General features: G+C 31.3%; 18 protein-coding genes. 10 read left to right on the top strand and 8 right to left on the bottom strand.

All coding sequences use genetic code 11. From position 1 onward, the window contains the following. Window positions 1–18: 18 nt before the first annotated feature. Window positions 19–1,419: a tRNA uridine-5-carboxymethylaminomethyl(34) synthesis GTPase MnmE gene (mnmE, locus tag AB3G36_RS13135; protein WP_367753464.1), complete on the bottom strand. Its 1,401-nt coding sequence runs from the start codon at window positions 1,417–1,419 to the stop codon at window positions 19–21. A 169-nt stretch (window positions 1,420–1,588) separates the two neighbouring features. Here mnmE and AB3G36_RS13130 point away from each other — a divergent pair, with 169 nt between their 5' ends. The 3 genes from AB3G36_RS13130 (at window position 1,589) to AB3G36_RS13120 (ending at window position 5,374) form a co-directional block, all read left to right on the top strand. Beyond that, a complete protein-coding gene (locus AB3G36_RS13130; RefSeq protein ID WP_367753462.1) occupies window positions 1,589–2,422 on the top strand; it encodes a universal stress protein in 834 nt (277 codons plus the stop codon). 129 nt (window positions 2,423–2,551) lie between these two features. Continuing rightward, a complete protein-coding gene (locus tag AB3G36_RS13125) occupies window positions 2,552–3,388 on the top strand; it encodes a universal stress protein (RefSeq protein WP_367753460.1) in 837 nt (278 codons plus the stop codon). A 213-nt stretch (window positions 3,389–3,601) separates the two neighbouring features. Then, window positions 3,602–5,374, top strand: a complete 1,773-nt coding sequence (locus tag AB3G36_RS13120; protein WP_367753458.1) for a DNA mismatch repair protein — start codon at window positions 3,602–3,604, stop codon at window positions 5,372–5,374. A 176-nt stretch (window positions 5,375–5,550) separates the two neighbouring features. Here the strand turns inward: AB3G36_RS13120 and dnaN are convergent, their stop codons facing one another. The 5 genes from dnaN to AB3G36_RS13095 all read right to left on the bottom strand — a co-directional run bounded on the left by dnaN (window position 5,551) and on the right by AB3G36_RS13095 (window position 10,433). Continuing rightward, window positions 5,551–6,669 (bottom strand): DNA polymerase III subunit beta, encoded by a 1,119-nt coding sequence (dnaN, locus tag AB3G36_RS13115; protein ID WP_367753456.1) that lies wholly within the window; start codon window positions 6,667–6,669, stop codon window positions 5,551–5,553. 109 nt (window positions 6,670–6,778) lie between these two features. Continuing rightward, complete coding sequence (gldG, locus tag AB3G36_RS13110) at window positions 6,779–8,464, bottom strand: gliding motility-associated ABC transporter substrate-binding protein GldG (RefSeq protein WP_367753454.1); 1,686 nt, start codon at window positions 8,462–8,464, stop codon at window positions 6,779–6,781. Then, window positions 8,464–9,189, bottom strand: coding sequence for a gliding motility-associated ABC transporter permease subunit GldF (gene gldF / locus AB3G36_RS13105; protein WP_367753452.1), 726 nt, complete (start codon window positions 9,187–9,189; stop codon window positions 8,464–8,466). Before gldF ends, gldG begins: the two co-directional genes overlap by 1 nt. 62 nt (window positions 9,190–9,251) lie before the next feature. Beyond that, window positions 9,252–9,548: a putative quinol monooxygenase gene (locus tag AB3G36_RS13100; protein WP_367753450.1), complete on the bottom strand. Its 297-nt coding sequence runs from the start codon at window positions 9,546–9,548 to the stop codon at window positions 9,252–9,254. A 54-nt stretch (window positions 9,549–9,602) separates the two neighbouring features. Next, window positions 9,603–10,433: an S-adenosyl-l-methionine hydroxide adenosyltransferase family protein gene (locus tag AB3G36_RS13095; RefSeq protein WP_367753448.1), complete on the bottom strand. Its 831-nt coding sequence runs from the start codon at window positions 10,431–10,433 to the stop codon at window positions 9,603–9,605. A gap of 195 nt (window positions 10,434–10,628) precedes the next feature. On the opposite strand from AB3G36_RS13095, the gene AB3G36_RS13090 reads away from it, so the two are divergent. From AB3G36_RS13090 to AB3G36_RS13070, 5 genes are all read left to right on the top strand, one after another. Then, window positions 10,629–11,579 carry a PhoH family protein gene (locus tag AB3G36_RS13090; protein WP_367753446.1) on the top strand — a complete coding sequence of 317 codons (951 nt, stop codon included), beginning with the start codon at window positions 10,629–10,631 and terminating at the stop codon, window positions 11,577–11,579. Between the two features lie 128 nt (window positions 11,580–11,707). After that, entirely contained in the window at window positions 11,708–12,523 is an 816-nt protein-coding gene (locus AB3G36_RS13085; RefSeq protein ID WP_367753444.1) for an SDR family NAD(P)-dependent oxidoreductase, read from the top strand. Window positions 12,524–12,658: 135 nt separating this feature from the next. Then, a complete protein-coding gene (locus AB3G36_RS13080; RefSeq protein WP_367753442.1) occupies window positions 12,659–13,486 on the top strand; it encodes an HAD family hydrolase in 828 nt (275 codons plus the stop codon). A 145-nt stretch (window positions 13,487–13,631) separates the two neighbouring features. Next, window positions 13,632–14,582, top strand: a complete 951-nt coding sequence (locus tag AB3G36_RS13075) for a phosphoribosylaminoimidazolesuccinocarboxamide synthase (protein ID WP_367753440.1) — start codon at window positions 13,632–13,634, stop codon at window positions 14,580–14,582. A 35-nt stretch (window positions 14,583–14,617) separates the two neighbouring features. Then, on the top strand, window positions 14,618–15,739 hold the full coding sequence (locus AB3G36_RS13070) for a glycoside hydrolase family 26 protein (protein WP_367753438.1): 1,122 nt from the start codon (window positions 14,618–14,620) through the stop codon (window positions 15,737–15,739). A 51-nt stretch (window positions 15,740–15,790) separates the two neighbouring features. Here the strand turns inward: AB3G36_RS13070 and AB3G36_RS13065 are convergent, their stop codons facing one another. Next, the gene (locus AB3G36_RS13065) at window positions 15,791–16,330 is read right to left on the bottom strand and encodes an SRPBCC family protein (protein WP_367753436.1); all 540 of its coding nucleotides are present in this window, start codon (window positions 16,328–16,330) and stop codon (window positions 15,791–15,793) included. 20 nt (window positions 16,331–16,350) lie between these two features. Then, a complete protein-coding gene (locus tag AB3G36_RS13060; RefSeq protein ID WP_367753434.1) occupies window positions 16,351–16,806 on the bottom strand; it encodes a DUF1801 domain-containing protein in 456 nt (151 codons plus the stop codon). A 260-nt stretch (window positions 16,807–17,066) separates the two neighbouring features. Between AB3G36_RS13060 and AB3G36_RS13055 the strand changes: the two genes are divergently transcribed. After that, window positions 17,067–17,468 (top strand): hypothetical protein, encoded by a 402-nt coding sequence (locus AB3G36_RS13055; RefSeq protein WP_367753432.1) that lies wholly within the window; start codon window positions 17,067–17,069, stop codon window positions 17,466–17,468. Window positions 17,469–17,637: 169 nt separating this feature from the next. After that, on the top strand, window positions 17,638–18,720 hold the full coding sequence (locus AB3G36_RS13050; RefSeq protein WP_367753430.1) for an efflux RND transporter periplasmic adaptor subunit: 1,083 nt from the start codon (window positions 17,638–17,640) through the stop codon (window positions 18,718–18,720). The last annotated feature ends 8 nt before the right edge of the window (window positions 18,721–18,728 follow it).

The raw sequence follows: 18,728 nt of genomic DNA, 5'->3' as shown, positions 1-18,728 counted from the left end.
TTGTTAAAAAAAGTGGATTTATTTTCCGATACAGAAATTAGCAAATATATTACCTAACAATTCATCATTGGTCACTTGGCCAGTAATTGTCCCAAAATGGTACAAAGCTTCCCGAATATCAAGTGCCATTAAATCGCTAGATAAATTTGTTTCTAGTCCGTATTTTACATTTTTTATTTCATTTAATGCTTTAAGTAAAGAATCGTAATGTCTTGTATTAGTAACGATTGTTTCGTTATTTCTTAAAGCTCCTGTATTGATAAAAGAGAGTAACTGATTTTTAAGTTCATCAACACCTATATTGTTTTTAGCACTCAAGAAAATGAGTTTAATATTTAAGGTTTCAAGTTCTAGGCGAATGGTTGTAATTTCTTGATCAGTTAGTAAATCCAGTTTATTGATAACAACGACCAATGGTTTTAAAGGAAACTGATTTTTTATTTTTTCAATTTCGATGATGTATTCTGAACTTTGAACCTTAAATTTTAAACTATCAAACAAGTATAAAACCACTTGGGCTTGTTCTATTTTTTCAAATGTTTTCTTGATTCCAATGCTTTCTACTACATCCTGAGTTTCACGAATTCCAGCTGTATCAATAAAACGGAAGCCAATGCCACCAATAACTAATTCGTCTTCGATAGTATCACGTGTTGTTCCAGCAATTTCAGATACAATAGCGCGTTCTTCATTCAATAATGCGTTTAACAAAGTCGATTTTCCTACATTAGGTTCACCAACAATAGCCACAGGAATTCCGTTTTTGATAACGTTACCCACTGCGAAGGAATCAATAAGACGTTTCAGGACAAATTCGATTCGGTTCAATAATTCATGAAACTGCGTACGATCTGCAAATTCTACATCCTCTTCGGCAAAGTCTAATTCTAATTCGATTAAAGAAGCAAAATTCAATAATTCCTCTCTTAATTTGGCAATTTCATTAGAGAAACCACCACGCATTTGCTGCATTGCAATTTGATGAGAAGCTTCGTTATCTGACGAAATTAAATCAGCAACGGCTTCGGCTTGTGATAAATCAAGTTTACCGTTTAGAAAGGCTCTAAGGGTGAATTCACCAGCATTGGCCATACGACATCCTTTGCGGAGCAATAACTGTATGATTTGTTGTTGTATGTAAGTCGAACCGTGACAGGAGATTTCTATGGTATTCTCTCCTGTATAAGAATTGGGCCCTTTGAAGATAGATACCAAAACCTCGTCTAAGGTTTTATTATCATCTACTATATGTCCTAAATGTAATGTATGTGTTTTCTGTTTGAGTAAATCTTTGTTTTTAATAGACTTAAAAACGCTGTTACCTATAGTAATTGCTTCATTTCCGGAAATTCGGATTACCGCTATGGCTCCCGCTCCTGAAGGTGTAGCCAGTGCTACTATTGAATCGTTGTACAACATATTTTTTATTATAAGGTGCAAAGGTAGTAAATCTGTAGAAGTATTCGTTTTTTTAAAGGACAGTGATTTTTAGAAGTTAAAATCAACTTAATTTACTGATATTTAACTATTTAATTTGTAACTTTAGTATGTAATTTACTATAATAGCCTACCTTAAATAGTCGTAATAATGAAACGTATCTTGTTTCCAACGGATTTTTCTGAAATCGCTACTCACGCTTTTGTGCATGCATTGGAATTTGCCAATGCCGTGGGAGCGGATCTTATTGTATTGCATTCCTATGAATTATTGACTTTTGACGAACAGTTTTTTCATGAAAATTATTCAATGATTTATGATTCGATTGAATTTTCAGAACTAGATCGATTTAAAGAGGAAGTACCTAAAATGCATAAATTGGCGCAAGCCCTTGCTTTGGATCAAATAAAAATGACACATCGATTGATGGAAGGTAATTTGGTCACTAATATTAAAAAAGCAGTCAAAGAAGATAAAATTGACTTTGTGGTAATGGGAACTTCTGGATGGACAGGCTGGGATGCTTTTTTTGTCGGTTCAAATTCGGGTTCTGTAATTATTGGAGTTGAAGTTCCTATGTTGTGTGTGCCTTTGTCAGCAAAATACCGTCCCATTAAAAACATTGGTTTTACCACACGATTTAGGCCTAAAGATAAAAAGCCATTGCAAGCTGTATTAGAAATTGCTAAGAAACTAAATGCTAAAGTAAAATGCCTATATGTAAAAACCAATACTTCAGATGTTTCTTTTGAAACGATTGATTTATGGAAAAAAGAATACCGTAAAGAACCGATCTCTTTTTATATTGTGCTTAGTGATGCCATAAAAGAAACAGTCATTGATTTTGTTTCGACAAAAAATATTGATGTGCTGACTATGTTAACTTATAAAAGAGGTTTTTTTGAAGGGTTGTTTGTTCCGAGTTATGGTAAAAAAGAAGAACAGGAATTAGACATTCCTATTTTAGCAATTCACAGTGATTAGAATTATAGAGTTGTATTTTGTATTTTTTTAAAATAAGGGATAATAAAATAAACTACTGATAATTATCATATTAATACCGTAACTTTAAGTATAACTTTGAATAACGAATTATAATTAACGCTATATAACATGAAACGTATCCTCTTTCCAACCGATTTTTCTGAAACGGCTACCAATGCCTTTATTCATGCTTTAGAATTTGCAAAAATTGTTCAAGGTGAGCTCATTTTGTTGCATACATTTGAATTGCCTGTATTTGACAATCAGTTTTTTCCAGAGAATTATATGATAATTTATGAATCATTGCAATTATCACAGTTCGATATGTTTAAAGACGAAATACCCAAATTAAGAGCGATAGCCGAAGAACATCATTTAGATAAGATAAAAATGACACATCGATTGATGGATGGTGATTTAGTCTATAATATAAAAAAAGCAATTAAGGACGATAAAATTGACTATGTAGTGATGGGAACTGAAGGTGCCTCAGGTTGGTCGGCTTTTTTTTCAGGTACAAATACTGGAAATGTACTAACTGATATTGATGTTCCTTTACTAAGTATTCCGATTGATGCCAAATTCAAACCAATAAAAACGATTGGTTTTACTACTCGATTTAGACCTAAAGATAAAAAAGCATTAAAAAAAATACTTTCGATTGCTAAAATGGCTGATGCTGACGTAAAATGTCTTTATGTGAAAACAGGAAATTCTGATGTTACTAGGGAAACGGTAAAAAAATGGGAAAAAGACTTTGAAGATGAACCTATCGAGTTTTTTGTTATTACCAGTGATGAAGTGAAAGAAACGATATTGGACTTTATTTTATATAAAGAAATTGATCTTTTAACAATGTTAACTTATAAAAGAAGCTTTTTTGAAGGATTATTTCATCCTAGTTTGACTAAGAAATTTGCTAATAATTTTGATGTTCCAATCCTTGCCATTCCTATTGAGGAGTAATTTAAAATGCACATAATTCATTGTCGTTAGAACCTATTTACTAATGAAATGGAGCAAAATATTTTTTGAGTAAGAAACAGCAGCTGAAACCGTATTGGTTTTGGTTGCTTTTCTTTTTTTAGATGGAATGCCTCTTATTTTCTTAATTTAACTAACCGTTGCGATAGGTATTCCTATCGGGAATCTTATATTTGTCTTTCATTAATACGTCAGATGAAAATATATAAATCAAAGGTTAAAAGTGTTACGGAAGAATTAAAGACAATCAATAAAAAATACAATAGTATCAGTTTTTTTAGATTAGTCAGTATTGTGCTGTTTTTGGGTTCTCTTTATTTTTATATGCAAAATAGTACTATTCTCTTTATAGGATTGGCGGCAGTATTTTTTATCGCTTTTATTATATTAATGCGTTTCCATTCGAAATTACTTTTTGAACGAAAAAAGAGCGAGGCGCTTTTAAAAATCAATCAAGACGAGATTTCTTATTTGGAAAGCAAAGCGCTTCCTTTTGAAAACGGACAAGAATTTAATGATTTTCATCATCCTTATGCGTATGATTTAGATATTTTTGGAGAACATTCTCTATTTCAAAATTTAAATAGAACAGTTACTTTTATCGGAAAGAAAACATTGGCACAGCAGTTACTTACTTTGTCAACTAATGAAACGATTCTAGACAATCAAGAAGCAACTAATGAGTTATCTGAAAAGTTAGATTGGCGTCAGGATTTTTTGGCTTTGGCCAAAATGAGTCAGGATACTAAATCAAGTTATGAAGCACTACTGCAATGGAGCAAATTCCCAATAACCCCTTTACCTAAATGGGCTAGTATAGTATCATATGTTACTCCAGTATTATTTTTAGGAACTTTAATTGCTTATTTAGTAACTTCTAAAGTTATTTTACTAAGCTTCTTGACCTATATCTTTCTTGTTAATTTAGGGATTTTAGGTAATTTTTTCAAACGAATCCAAATAGAAATTGCCAATGCTGAGGATATTGATAAAGTCATTAGCCAATATAGTTTATTGCTTAAAAAAATAGAAGAAGAATCATTTCAGTCAAAAAAATTAACGCAATTACAAAAAAGACTAAAGTTTAAGGCTGAAAATGCAAGTCATCATCTTAAAGTTTTGTCTGAATTGTTTTCTAATATGGATACTGTTGGGAATTTGTTGGCAGCATCATTGTTCAACGGAACTTTTCTATTTAATCTTCATGTATTAAAAAAATTATTGAGTTGGAAAAAAGAGCATGTAGCTATTCTAGAAGAATGGTTGGAAGTGATTGGAGAATTTGAAATGTTGTGTAGCTTGTGTAATTTCTCCTATAATAATCCGGATTTTGTTTTTCCAAATTTGAATTCTGAGTTCAAAATAGCGTTTTCAAATTTAAGCCACCCTTTGCTAAATGAAAAAACGAGAGTAGGGAATGCAGTTCATTTTCAGCCTCAATCCTTTATGATATTGACAGGCTCTAACATGTCTGGTAAAAGTACCTTTCTACGAAGTCTAGGCGTCAATATGATTTTATCAGGAATGGGATCAGTAGTTTGCGCAAGCGAAGCTACGGTACATCCATTACCTATATTAGTTTCCATGCGATTGTCGGACTCATTATCGGATAGTGAATCATATTTCTTTGCAGAAATTAAGCGTTTAAAACAAATCATGGACGCATTAGAAAACCAACCTGCGTTCGTATTATTGGATGAGATTTTGAGAGGAACCAACTCAGATGATAAACGAAATGGAACTATAGAAGTAGTAAAGAAAGTAATAGCTAAGAAAGCTATTGGTGCCATTGCAACCCATGATATTGAAGTTTGCTTAACGACAAATGAATATCCGGACCTACTTATCAATAAATGTTTTGAAGTTGAAATTCAGAATGATGAATTGCATTTTGATTACAAACTGCGTGATGGAATTTGTAAAAATAAAAGCGCTACTTTTCTAATGAAAAAAATGGGAGTTATTTAATAAAATAAATATTTCTCTTAAAATATTGACCACAAAAAAAAACCGCATATCCCAAAAGGAAATAGCGGTTTTTTTAAATATAAAAATGGTTTGGTTAATAGCTTATATCGAATGACAATGTTAAGTATTATATTTCAATTTCAAAAATGAATATACAACAATTTCAAGGTTTAATGTTAACTATTTAACATTACAGGCATTACTAGCATAGTTACTGTTTCCCCTTCTTCTAATCCATCAACAGGAGTAAGAATTCCAGCTCTATTAGGCAATGACATTTCAAGCATAATCATGTCAGATTGTAGGTTAGTCAACATTTCAGTCAAGAAACGAGAATTGTATCCTATTTGCATATCGTCACCTTGGTAATCACATGTCAATCTTTCTTCTGCTTTATTTGAGTAATCAATATCTTCAGCAGAAACATTCAACTCAGCACCAGCAATTTTTAAACGAATTTGGTGTGTTGTTTTGTTAGAGAAAATAGCCACACGACGTACAGAACTCAAGAATTGAGAACGGTCAATCATTAATTTATTAGGATTCTCTTTTGGGATAACCGCTTCATAGTTTGGATATTTTCCATCTATTAAACGACACATCAAAATATAGTTATCGAATGAGAAAGTAGCATTTGAATCATTATATTCAATTTTTACTTCCGCATCAGATGTGGAAAGAATGCTCTTTAAAATAGTCAAAGGTTTTTTTGGCATAATAAAATCAGCCACTTGTGATGCTTTTACATCCGTACGAGCATATTTTACTAATTTATGAGCATCTGTGGCCACAAAAGTTAATCCTTCTGGAGAAAATTGAAAAAACACTCCAGACATAACTGGGCGTAAATCGTCATTTCCAGCGGCAAAAATTGTTTTGCTTATGGCTGTTGCCAATACATCAGCAGGAACTAAAGTAACTGAGGGTTCTTCTAGATTTACTGCTTTAGGGAATTCTTCACCTGGAGCATAGGCTAATGCATATTTTCCTGAATTTGAACTTATTTCTATAGTACTATTCTCTTGAACGGTAAAAGTTAAAGGTTGCTCAGGAAACGTTTTAAGAATTTCCAAAAGTAACTTTGCAGGTACAGCAACACTTCCTTGACTTGTAGAATCAATCGCCAAACTTGCAGACATAGTCGTCTCTAAATCGGAGGCTGAAACCGTCAATTCATTATTGTTTAATTCAAATAGGAAGTTGTCCAAAATTGGCAAAGTATTACTGCTATTGATAACACTACCTAAAACTTGTAACTGTTTTAATAAGTACGAACTCGATACTATAAATTTCATCTGTTTTATTTTATTTTTTGAGTTTCTCTTTTAGTTTAAATTCTAAAATAGAATACATTTTACAAATATATCGTAAACTATTCTAGTATTGAAACTTTTTTATTAACATCTATTTACTGTATTTTCTTTTTCTAATAAAGGTAAATAAAAGTCCAAAAAGGGTTAATATTAGGATTGGAAGCCCGATAGTTATGATTTGTGTCTGAGTATAGTTTTCGTATACTTTTTCTTTGTCTAATAAAGGAAGGTCAAGATCCTTTGATCGAATGTTAATAAGTCCAGTGTCATCTAGTAAATAATTGACACAATTTAACAAGAAATCTTTGTTGTCATACAAATTACCAGATCTTTGATCAAAGCCCAATTCAACGGGTTGAAAATTTTTGTCCAATTGGTTTTTTATCAAATCTCCATCAGAAATCACAATCATTTTGCTGGCTTTTCCTTCTTTTTTGAAATTGCTTTGCTCAAAAGGTAAAACACGGTTTTCAAATACCGAGTGAAATTGACCTTCAAGTAAAACTCCCATTGGAATATTCCCTGTTTTGATATAATGATTCGGGCTCGTTTCTTCAGCAACAATTTCTAAATTAACTTCGACAGGAGTACCGACTTTTTTGGAATATTGAGATGATTTTAGAAGCACCGTTTTCTTAATTCCATTTTTTAAAGTATCAATAGGATTGGCAAAATCAAATTTTATTCCGCCTAAATTCTTTACAATGGGATGGGTACTTTCTGGGTAAACTAATGGGGCAAATTTCCAGTTGAAATCTTGATACTGTGTAGCACTTCCTTGTTCACCAGTGGCCAATTTTATAGGACTTCCTTGTTCGTCTTTTATAATATCTGGGTTAATTCTAAAGCCGTATTTAAAGAACATATCATTTAGATTTAGTTCTCTAGGATAAGCTAAAGTAGCACCAGCAGAATTGTACAAACTGTCCATTTCAACCGCTACTTGGTCCACAAGCCATAATGTTTTACCTCCGTTAATAATATACTGGTCTAAAACTTGTTTTTCGGCGTCTGAGAAGGCTTCTGTAGGTTTTGCAATAACAGCCAAATCATATTTTTCTAAAGCTTCTAAACTTTGTATCGGACTTTTGGCAACCGAATCCAATGTAAATGGGCCAATGTGGTAACTTTCTCTTATTTGCAAAAGAAATTTAGCCATTAAAATATCTTGCAACTCTCCATTTCCTTTAATTACCGCAATTTTTTTCTGTTTAACGGTAGTGATTTTATTAATGGCATCAGCAATAGAATACTCTAGGTGTTGTACAGATCCAATAACTTTTTCAGTTGTAGTAGCGCCCATTTTATTTTTCAATAATGGGATGTTGACTTCCTTATTGTTATACACAGCAATAGCCCAAGGAAATACCATAGCTTGGGATTGTTTCCCTTTGTCGTCAACAGTTATGTTTACTGGTGTCAATCCTTTTCGATACAATTCTTTAATGTTGTCCATGCTCGAATCTTCATTCTCTAATGGATTGACAAATTCGAAAACAATATTTTTATTATAAGCTTGAAATTCTTCTAATAATTGTTGTGTTTCTTGCTGCAATCGCTTGAACTCAGCAGGCAATTCCCCTTGCATGTATATCTTTATCGAAAGCGGTTCTTGTACTTGCTTGATGATATTCAAAGAGGTTTCAGAAAGGGTATATCTTTTGTCCTTAGTTAAATCAAAACGATGAAAAAATCGCATGCTGATTCCGTTTGCAATCAATAAAAAGGCAATAGTTATCAGTAATGTTTTTAAGTTGCTTTTTTGAATTGGTACCATTACAATTTAAAAGATTTTAGTTTATAAACAGTAAACGAAAGGAATAAAATAGTGATGCTTACAAAATAGAGAATGTCTCTAGTGTCGATTACACCACGGCCCATACTTTTAAAATGATCTTGCATTCCTATTGCCGAAATTAAAGTAGAAACTGAAGGCACAATTGATGCCAATCCTTCAAATCCAAAATAGAAAAAGAAGCATAAAAATACGGCTACAATAAAAGCGACGATCTGATTATCGGATAGGGTAGAAGTAAATATTCCAATTGCGGAATAAGCTGCAATTAAAAACAATAAACCAAAATAAGATCCAATAGTACTTCCCATATCAATATTTCCTTCGGGTATTCCTAAACTAGAAATTACAAAAACATAGATAATTGTTGGAACAATTGCCATTACAATAAGCAACATGGCACCAAAGAATTTTCCGTTAACAATTTCCCATATACTCAAAGGTTTAGTAAGTAATAATTCAAGTGTTCCTTGCTTTTTTTCATCAGAAAAACTGCGCATGGTAACGGCAGGAATTAAGAATATTAAAATCCATGGAGATAGAGTGAAAAACGGACTCATATCAGCAAATCCAGTATTGAGGATATTATAATCACCTTGAAAAACCCAAAGAAATAGTCCGTTGAGAATTAGAAATAATGCGATTACTAAATAACCGATTGGCGAACCAAAAAAGGATTTAATTTCTCGTAATAATATTGCTTTCATTTTTTTTGTTTAAAAAGTTTAAGATTTAAGGTTTAATGCTGCTCAACTTCGAACATTAAACTTTAAACCAAAGAAGCTAATTTATCGACACTCCAAGCTTCGGGTTTATCATTGAATAGTTTTTTGGTAAAAGTCCAAACTTCATCAAAAAACGCAGAGTTTCTGTAATTTTCTAAATCGGCTTCTGTTTCCCAGTAGCTGTACGTAAAAAAGATGCTTTTATTATTTTTATCTTGATATAGTTCCAATAGTTTATTTCCTGGTGCTGATCGAATTCTATCTTTTATGGATTCAAAATTTTCTAAAAAAGCAGGGATTTTTTCTTCGTGAAAACTCAATTTTACTATTCGTACAAACATTTAGTTTTTTGATTTTAGATTAACGATTGTTGATTTTTCTATTTTATTAAAATCTTAATTTTTAAATTGAATAGAAACTACATCTCTATAATTGAGTCCCAATAAACTATTAGCCGAACCCACTTTATCAGGATTGCTTCTAAATATTGCAATTTCAAGAAAACCAGCTTCGTTGAATATGGCTAATTTTTCTCCTTCATAATTCTTAATTGGATATTTATCTGAACTAGCAATTGCCGAATAATTTGGCAAAATGGTTTTGATATTTTTCGTTTTCATGATAATTTCATAAGGACGTCCTTTGGCCACTTCTAGAAATTGCTTTTTGGAAATATTAGTTATTACATTTCCAAAATGGTCAATATAAATCACATGTCCTTTCAATAAATTGTTGTCATCTGAAGCAACTGCTTTTAATTCAGTTATTTGTTTTATGGTACTAATTTCTTTGCCAATTACGTTTAGTAACCCTCCTTTGGCAATATGACAAGCCACTTTTACAAAAACATCTAGACCAGAAGCATCACTTGGTAAACGGTCATGAATATTGATTGCAACAATTTTTTGAGGAACAATTTTTTGCGAAAGCATGCTTAAAATTCCATTATCGGCAGCAATAAAAAAAGAATCATTCCATTGCATTACAATATGGAGGTTCTCTTTATTTAATTCCATATCCACTCCTATCAGGTGAACAGTCCCTTTTGGGAAACTGGAAAAGGCTGCGCCAATTATGTAACTTGCTTCAACAGTGTTGAATGCGTCAATATGATGTGAAATATCAATAATTGTAGCATCAGAGTATTCAGATAAAATCTTCCCTTTTAACGCACCTACAAAGTGGTCTTTCAAGCCGTAATCGGTAGTAAGGGTAATTATTGACATAATTTTGTTTATAACTATTGGTGTAATCTAAAACTAATTTTCATTAAATTTGAGAAATGCAAAGCTAATAATAGTAAATTCAAAAAAGCAAAAAAGAAAAACAAATTCTAATTATTAAAGCAAATATTACAAAGGTTTAAAACCAAAACGGATTAGATTTATTGATTGATTAATTTTAATATAAAACTACAACTTTTGAACGAAAGAATAATCGAGCTCATAGACATCGCACCAAAAGAGTTTTGGGGCGCTCAAGACTCTCATCTTGAAATGATTAAAAAATATTATCCAAAACTTAAAATCGTAGCTCGAGGAACCACCTTGAAAGCTTTTGGAGAAAAAGAAATTTTAGACGAGTTCGAAAAACGGTTTCAACGCTTAATGTTGCATTTTACCCGCTATAATAATATTGATAATAATGTGATTGAGCGTGTTATTTTGGGTGATGCACAAGATGACCGAAAAATGGCTATTAATGATAAAATCCTAGTTCATGGAGTAGGAGGTAAAATCATTAAAGCGATGACTCCCAATCAACAACTTTTAGTAGATACTATTAATACAAATGATATGGTATTTGCTGTGGGTCCTGCCGGTACAGGAAAAACCTATACGGGAGTTGCAATGGCTGTAAAAGCGTTGAAAGAAAAACAAGTTAAACGCATAATTCTAACCCGTCCCGCTGTTGAAGCAGGGGAGAACCTTGGTTTTTTACCAGGAGACATGAAGGAAAAACTAGATCCGTACATGCAACCGCTTTATGATGCTTTAAGAGATATGTTACCCAATGAAAAACTGGAAGACTATATCTTGAAGGGAATTATTCAAATTGCACCATTGGCTTTTATGCGTGGTAGAACACTGGATAATGCTTTTGTAATTTTGGATGAAGCTCAAAACACAACGCATTCACAAATGAAAATGTTCTTAACCCGTATGGGGAAAAGTGCAAAATTCATGGTGACTGGTGATCCAGGACAAGTTGATTTGCCTAGAAGAACTATTTCAGGGCTCAAAGAGGCATTATTAGTATTAAAAGATATTGAAGGTATTGGAATTATATATCTTGATGATAAAGATATTGTGAGACATAGGTTAGTGAAAAAGGTAATTGATGCTTATAAGTATACTGAAAATGTAGATTAAAAATTTGCATTAAAAAAGAATATAACAAACTTTTACGACCCCAAATAGGGGTCGTATTTATTAAATAAAGTATCAATTTTTTGATCTTAATATTTAAAAAGAATGTATAATAATTAAAGAAAACAGAGTTGAAAAATGTTGTCATAACTGGTGCTTCGGGTGGTATTGGTAAAGAAATTGCGTTACATTTTGCTGAAAATGGTTGGAATGTTATTGCAACAATGATTTGCTTAGAACAAGGAAAAGAGCTTCAAAAAATAAATAATATAAATTGCTTTTTACTGGATGTTACTTGTAGCTCCAGTATTGAGAATGCTTATGGAAAAATAATTGAAGAGTATAAGACAATTGATGTAGTGATTAATAATGCAGGAGTAGGGTACAGGAGTTTTGTGGAGTTATCTGAGGATGCAAAAATAAACCATATTGTAGATGTAAACTATTTAGGAGTTGTAAAGGTGTGCAGGTCTTTTATTCCTTTATTTAGAGTCCAGAAAAAAGGGCATTTTATAAATATTACTTCAATAGCAGGTTTAGTAAATTTACCTTTGGGTAGTTTTTATCATTCTACCAAACATGCGGTAGAAAGTTTTTCAGAATGTATGGCTTATGAATTAATTGATTTTAATGTAAGTGTTGCTACAGTACAATTTGGAAATACTCCTTCTAATTTTCAAAAAAATGTGACCAAATCAGATTGCTCTTCCTTACCTTCTTATAATTATTTAATGAATAAAATTGGAAAAATTTTAGAAAATAAGACTAAGAAAAACAAAGATTTAAAACCTCAGATTATAAAAGAAATATTAAAAATTGCCGAAAACCCATCAAATAACTTTAAAAGACATACCATTGGTTTCGATGCTAATTTCCTGAGTATACTTCGATCAAATATTGGATATCGATTATTTGGTAGAATTATTAGGCAGTCAGTTTTTAAATAATGATTATTATTTAAACTTCTTACTTTATGTTAAATAGGTTAATTTGATGTTATTTTCATCAGGTGCCCTATTGTTTTGTTTTGTATTTTGTTTGAATTAGAATAAATTTGTGCCATAAATAGATTAATCAGGATAATGAAAATAGATAATAATATAAAAGTAGTAATCAGTGACTTAGATGGAACATTACTGAATCAAGATCATAAAATATCAGAATATACTAAAACAGTTTTTAGAGAATTATACAATCAAAATTATTTAATAATTGTAGCAACAGGGCGTCATCATCTAGATGCGCTACCTATAGTTGAAACGTTGGGATTTCCAGTTTACTTAGTTACTTCCAATGGAGCAAGAATCCATTCTCCTAAAAAGGAACTTCTATTTTCTATCGACATCGATAGTGAGTCTATAAAATCCATATTATCTTTAAAAATAGATTCAGAAATTACGACTGTTTTATTTAAAGAAAATGTATGGCAAACCAATAAACATAATGAAAAGCTGAATAGTTTTCAAACTAAATTAAATTATTTACCAGAATTGGTAGATTTTAATACTATTGAAGATTTTAGTGCTATTAAAATATTTTTCACTCACGACAGCCATTCTAAATTACTGGAATTGAGAGACCAGATTTTAGTTGACCATGCAGCTCTTTTTAGTCACGCTTTTAGTTTGCCACTTTGTCTTGAATTTATGGACAAATCTGTTGATAAAAGTGTGGCTATTGCAAAAATTTTGGAAATTGAAAAGTTAGAATTTCATGAAACTATATCTTTTGGTGACGGATACAATGATGAAAAAATGTTGGAGTCTACTGCTAAAGGGCTACTAATGGGTAATGCGCCTGATAGTTTGAAAAATAAATTATCTCATTTAGAAGTAATTAATACAAACCATGAAGATGGGGTAGCAAACTATATAGCAAGCAAATTATTAAGTAAAATCAGTACTGATTAAATAAAACTTCGATAAATAGTCATTGTTTTAATTTTTTTTTGTGAAATCTATTTTTTTGTAATTATACAACAAAGTATTCTTTGCATTTCTGTCTAAAATAATCCTAAATTTGCATTTATTAAAAAACACAACACACACAAGAATAATGAGCAATACAATTACAACCACAAATTTTAATTTCCCAAACCAAAAATCAGTTTATCGCGGTAAAGTAAGAGAAGTTTACAATATCAATGACGAGCTTTTGGTTATGGTGGCTACTGATAGGCTTTCGGCTTTTGATGTAGTTTTACCAAAAGGGATTCCTTATAAAGGACAAATTTTGAATCAAATTGCTACTAAATTCATGGAATTGACTCAAGATATAGTTCCTAATTGGTTGATTGCAACTCCCGATCCCAATGTAGCTGTAGGTTATTTATGTGAACCTTTTAAAGTTGAAATGGTGATTCGTGGTTATTTATCCGGTCATGCTGCTCGTGAATATGCTTTAGGAAAAAGAGAAATTTGTGGTGTAAAAATGCCAGAAGGTTTAAAAGAGAATGATAAATTCCCAGAGCCAATTATTACCCCAACTACAAAAGCGGACAATGGCGAACATGATGCCGATATTTCTCGTGAAGAAATTTTGTCAAAAGGGATTGTTAGTGTAGAAGATTATTTAGTTTTAGAAAAATATACTAGAGCTTTATTTCAAAGAGGGACTGAAATTGCTGCAAGTCGTGGATTAATATTAGTAGATACTAAATATGAATTTGGGAAAACTAAAGAAGGAGTAATTGTTTTGATAGATGAAATTCACACACCAGATTCTTCTCGCTATTTTTATTCCGAAGGGTATCAAGAAAGACAAGATAAAGGGGAAGAGCAAAAACAATTATCTAAAGAGTTTGTACGTCGTTGGTTAATTGAAAATGGATTTCAGGGACTAGAAGGGCAACAAATTCCAGAAATGACTGAAGCGTATATTGAATCAGTATCGGAAAGATATATTGAATTATATGAAAATATTCTTGGAGAAAAATTCGTAAAAGCGGATATTGACAATATTGATGAACGAATTGACAAAAACGTATCAGCTTATTTAGCTGTATAAGCTTAATTTTCATAATTGAAATAAATTTTTTAATTATGAATAAAATAGCATTTTATAAAATCATATGTACTGTATTATTGGCATTGACAGGAAATTTTGTTTTTGGACAAATTGACAAAAATGCAACAATAGAAACTAAAGCATTATACAAAAACCTAAAGGATATTTCTAAAAGAAGTATCCTTTTTGCACATCAGCACGATACGGAATATGGACATGGTTGGTCTGGTGATGTCAATCGTTCCGATGTAAAATCAGTTACAGGTTCTTTTCCTGCAATGGTTGGAGTTGACTTTAATGGTTTATCTGGAAAATCAGCAGTAGATATTGAACTCACAAAACAAGCTCTAATAAAAAATGTTGTAGACACTTACAATCGAGGAGGAGTGACTACTGCAGCTTGGCATTTTTCTAACCCAGCTTCTGAAGGAGGTTTCTATTGGAAAGATGGGGTTTCTGTTGCATCCATGTCTTTAATTAAACCAGGAGGATCAAAACACGAAGAATACAAACAAATTTTAAATACAATAGCTGATTTTGCTCATTCCGTAAAAGGGAAAGATGGGAGTTTGGCTCCTATTATTTTTAGACCTTATCATGAATTTGACGGAGATTGGTTTTGGTGGGGAAAACCTTATACATCCCGTGAAGATTTTATTGCCGTTTGGCAGTTCACTGTTTCTTATTTGAGAGATTCTCTTGGAGTGCATAATTTTATTTATGCTTTTTCACCAGATAATAAATTCAATATGGAAGCAGCGTTTTTAGAGCGTTTTCCAGGGAATGATTATGTAGATATGGTAGGAATGGATAATTATGGAGATTATGGAAGAGATGGTCATTATGATATTGAAACTGCAATAAAGAAACTTAAAATTGTTTCTGATTATGGTATAAAAAACAATAAATTGGCTGCATTGACAGAAACGGGTTTGGAATCAATACCAAATCCAACTTGGTGGACTGAGACTTTACTTCCTATTTTAAAATCAGAAAAGATGGAATTGTGTTATGTTCTAGTTTGGAGAAATGACATTCAGAGTCCAACACATTATTACGCCCCTTTTCCAGGACAAATAAGTGTTCCTGATTTTATTAAATTTTATAATGATCCCTTTACTCTTTTTGAGAAAGACATAAAGAATATCTATAAATAAGAGTAATTGAATTGAAAACTCCCCCTAATTTAAGGGGAGTTTTCAATTCAATTATTTTTCTAAAATTATTTTAAGATCGTTTAGTCCTTTTTCTAAATCTTTTCCAAGCATTTCATCCATGTTCATTACAGGTAGCATGAGATTCATTGGGTAGGGCATTTTCCCATTAAATCCCCATTTTACCTTAGTTTCTGATGCCGAAATAGATTCTGTAGTAAAATAAGCGTTATCTGTTGACTCAAAAGGTTTCTTAAAGCGCAGTTCAAAATCAATACGTTCTCCTGTTGTTATTTTTTTAATCTCTTGCTCACCAAAACCTACGTTCTTATCATTACTTTCCCATGCAGCAATAGCGCCTACTGTTCCATCTACTCCAGAAAAAGTCTTTTTCATATTTGGGTCTGTTTTAGACCAAACACTAAAATTATCTTGGTTTTTCAAATGTTTGATATAATTAAATACACTGTCTTTTTGTTGATTGATTATAATTTCTCTTTCAACTGCATACTCTTTAGGCATAATCAAAGCTGCTATTAATGCCAAAACAATAATTCCTAAAATTGCAAATAGAATTCGTTTGATGATTTTCATAATTAAAATTTTAAAGGTTACTACTTTTTTATTTGAGATTCAAAACACTTTATCCATTCTTTAACTGTCATTTTCTGAACGAGCTGAGCAATTAAATCATAAGGTATATTTTTTATTTTTTTGAATCGAATACAACTTTTCCCCATATCAAGTTTTAAAGAACTATAGTTTGGGAATTCATCAACAAACCACTTTAAAAGAGATGGATTAGTATAAATTCCCATATGATATATTGCGATGAAATTTTTTTGTGAGGCTATATTGATAAAAGGTAACGGAAGTTTAGGATTACAATGATATCCATCTGGATATAAGGAATGTGGAACTACATACCCAATCATACCATAATTCATTTCTTCTACAAAACCACTTGGGATATTTTTTACGATCGTCTCTCTAAGCATGTTTATTACTTCTTTCCTTTCGTCAGAAAGTTCAGTTATATATTCATCTACTGTTTTAGCTTTTGATTGCATTTTAGCATTTTTTATTATAAAATTAATGAAATAAATCATTCTTATAGTGTTGAAATACATTTTTTTGTCGGGTAAATCGTAAATTGCCTCGTCTGTTTATGTTGAAAAATAATTAGTTTTTTTCATTTTTCGAAAACTATATCGTAGTAGTTATCTTAAAAAAATGTGATTTACTCAATATTTAATGATTTGATAGATTGGCTTTTTTTTAACATACTAGTTATTTTAACATTCGGTTTTTTTTATAAATTTGCTCCTAAATGAGAGCATTACTATTTATAACATATCTCTTCACCTCGCTTCTTATAGGAGGGAATAAAATGCATGCTACTACGCATACAACTGCTAGCACTCCCATTTCAAATTTTAATAGTACTTATAAATTACACAATAAATTTTTACATTCTAAAAGAGGACATTCATCCCAAACAATTGTAAATAAAGATTTTGATTTAAATGAGGAATATTCTAGTAATGATGATTATAAAAATGCAGGGGATACTAAAATAGTTAAATTTAAACAAACTCTTTTTGCTAAGTGGTATTTTTCAAATGATAATTCTTTTATCACTTCTTTTCCTTACAATCGATTTTATTTTACTAAGCCCATTAGCGGCCAATCTACACCTATTTATATTACTCAAAGCGTATTAAGAATTTGATAATCAGTACACATTAGTTGTTAGACTAAGCGGTACTTGTAAATTTAATAATACAGCTCATTCTTCCTGAAAGGCAATTTTGTCACTTTCAGGCAACTGATGGCTTTTTACTTTCAAAAGGAATCTATGTATTCCAAAACATCAATTGCTAAATTTCCATTTTCACACCATGAAAAAAATTGTCATGATTACGGGCTTAATGGCCACGTTGTTCCTTGTAAGTTGTAACTCAAAAAAGGAAGAAAAAGAAGAGGTTGTAAAATATGCGGTAACAAATCCTATGGTATTGGATACTTCATTTACAAAACAATATGTCTCTCAAATTAAGTCGGTTAAAAATATCGAAATTAGATCTCAAGAAAAAGGATATCTTCAAAATATTTATGTTGATGAAGGGCAGTATGTGAAAGCAGGCCAAATTATGTTTCGTATTATGTCTAAATTTCAAGAAGCTGATTTGTTAAAGTCGCAAGCTGAAGTTAAGGCCGCCGAAATTGATTTACAAAACACTAAAGTTTTAGCAGATAAAAATATTGTATCTAAGAACGAATTAGCTATGGCTTTAACTAAGCTTCAAGGAGCCAAAGCTGAAGTAGCTTCTGCAAATTTGCATTTATCGTACACTATAATTAAAGCTCCGTTTTCAGGAACGATTGATAGAATTCCAAAAAAGTTAGGAAGTCTGATTGAAGAAGGAGATTTGTTGACCTCGCTTTCAGACAATAGTGCGGTTTACGCCTATTTTAATTTATCAGAACCTGAATATCTGAATTATCAAATGGATGTTAAGGATCGTGGAGATAAAAAAGTAGACTTGCTTTTGGCTAATAATGAAATGTTTAAAGATAAAGGAGTTTTAGAACTTGTAGAAGGTGAATTTGATAGTGAAACAGGCAATATTGCTTTTAGAGCTCGTTTTCCAAATCCAGATAAATTATTAAGAAATGGAGAAACAGGGAGTGTTATTATGACAAATCCTATAAAAAATGCCATGGTAATTCCTCAAAAAACAACTTATGAAATTCAAGATAAAAAATATGTTTTTGTAGTGGATAAAAACAATGTTGTGAAAGTAAGAGAAATTACAATTATTGGTGAAATGCCAGATATCTATATAGTTAAAAGTGGTATTAATGCTAATGATAGAATTTTGTTAGAAGGTGTTCAGAAAGTAAAAGATAATGACAAAATAAAAGTTGATTATCAAAAGCCAGAGGATGTATTGAATCACCTGAGGTATAAAGCTAACTAGTCTTAACT

Source organism: Flavobacterium sp. WC2430 (genome assembly GCF_040822075.1).
GTDB lineage: Bacteria > Bacteroidota > Bacteroidia > Flavobacteriales > Flavobacteriaceae > Flavobacterium.
Note: the sequence above shows the minus strand (reverse complement) of the source record. Positions and strands in the feature narration are given on the sequence as shown.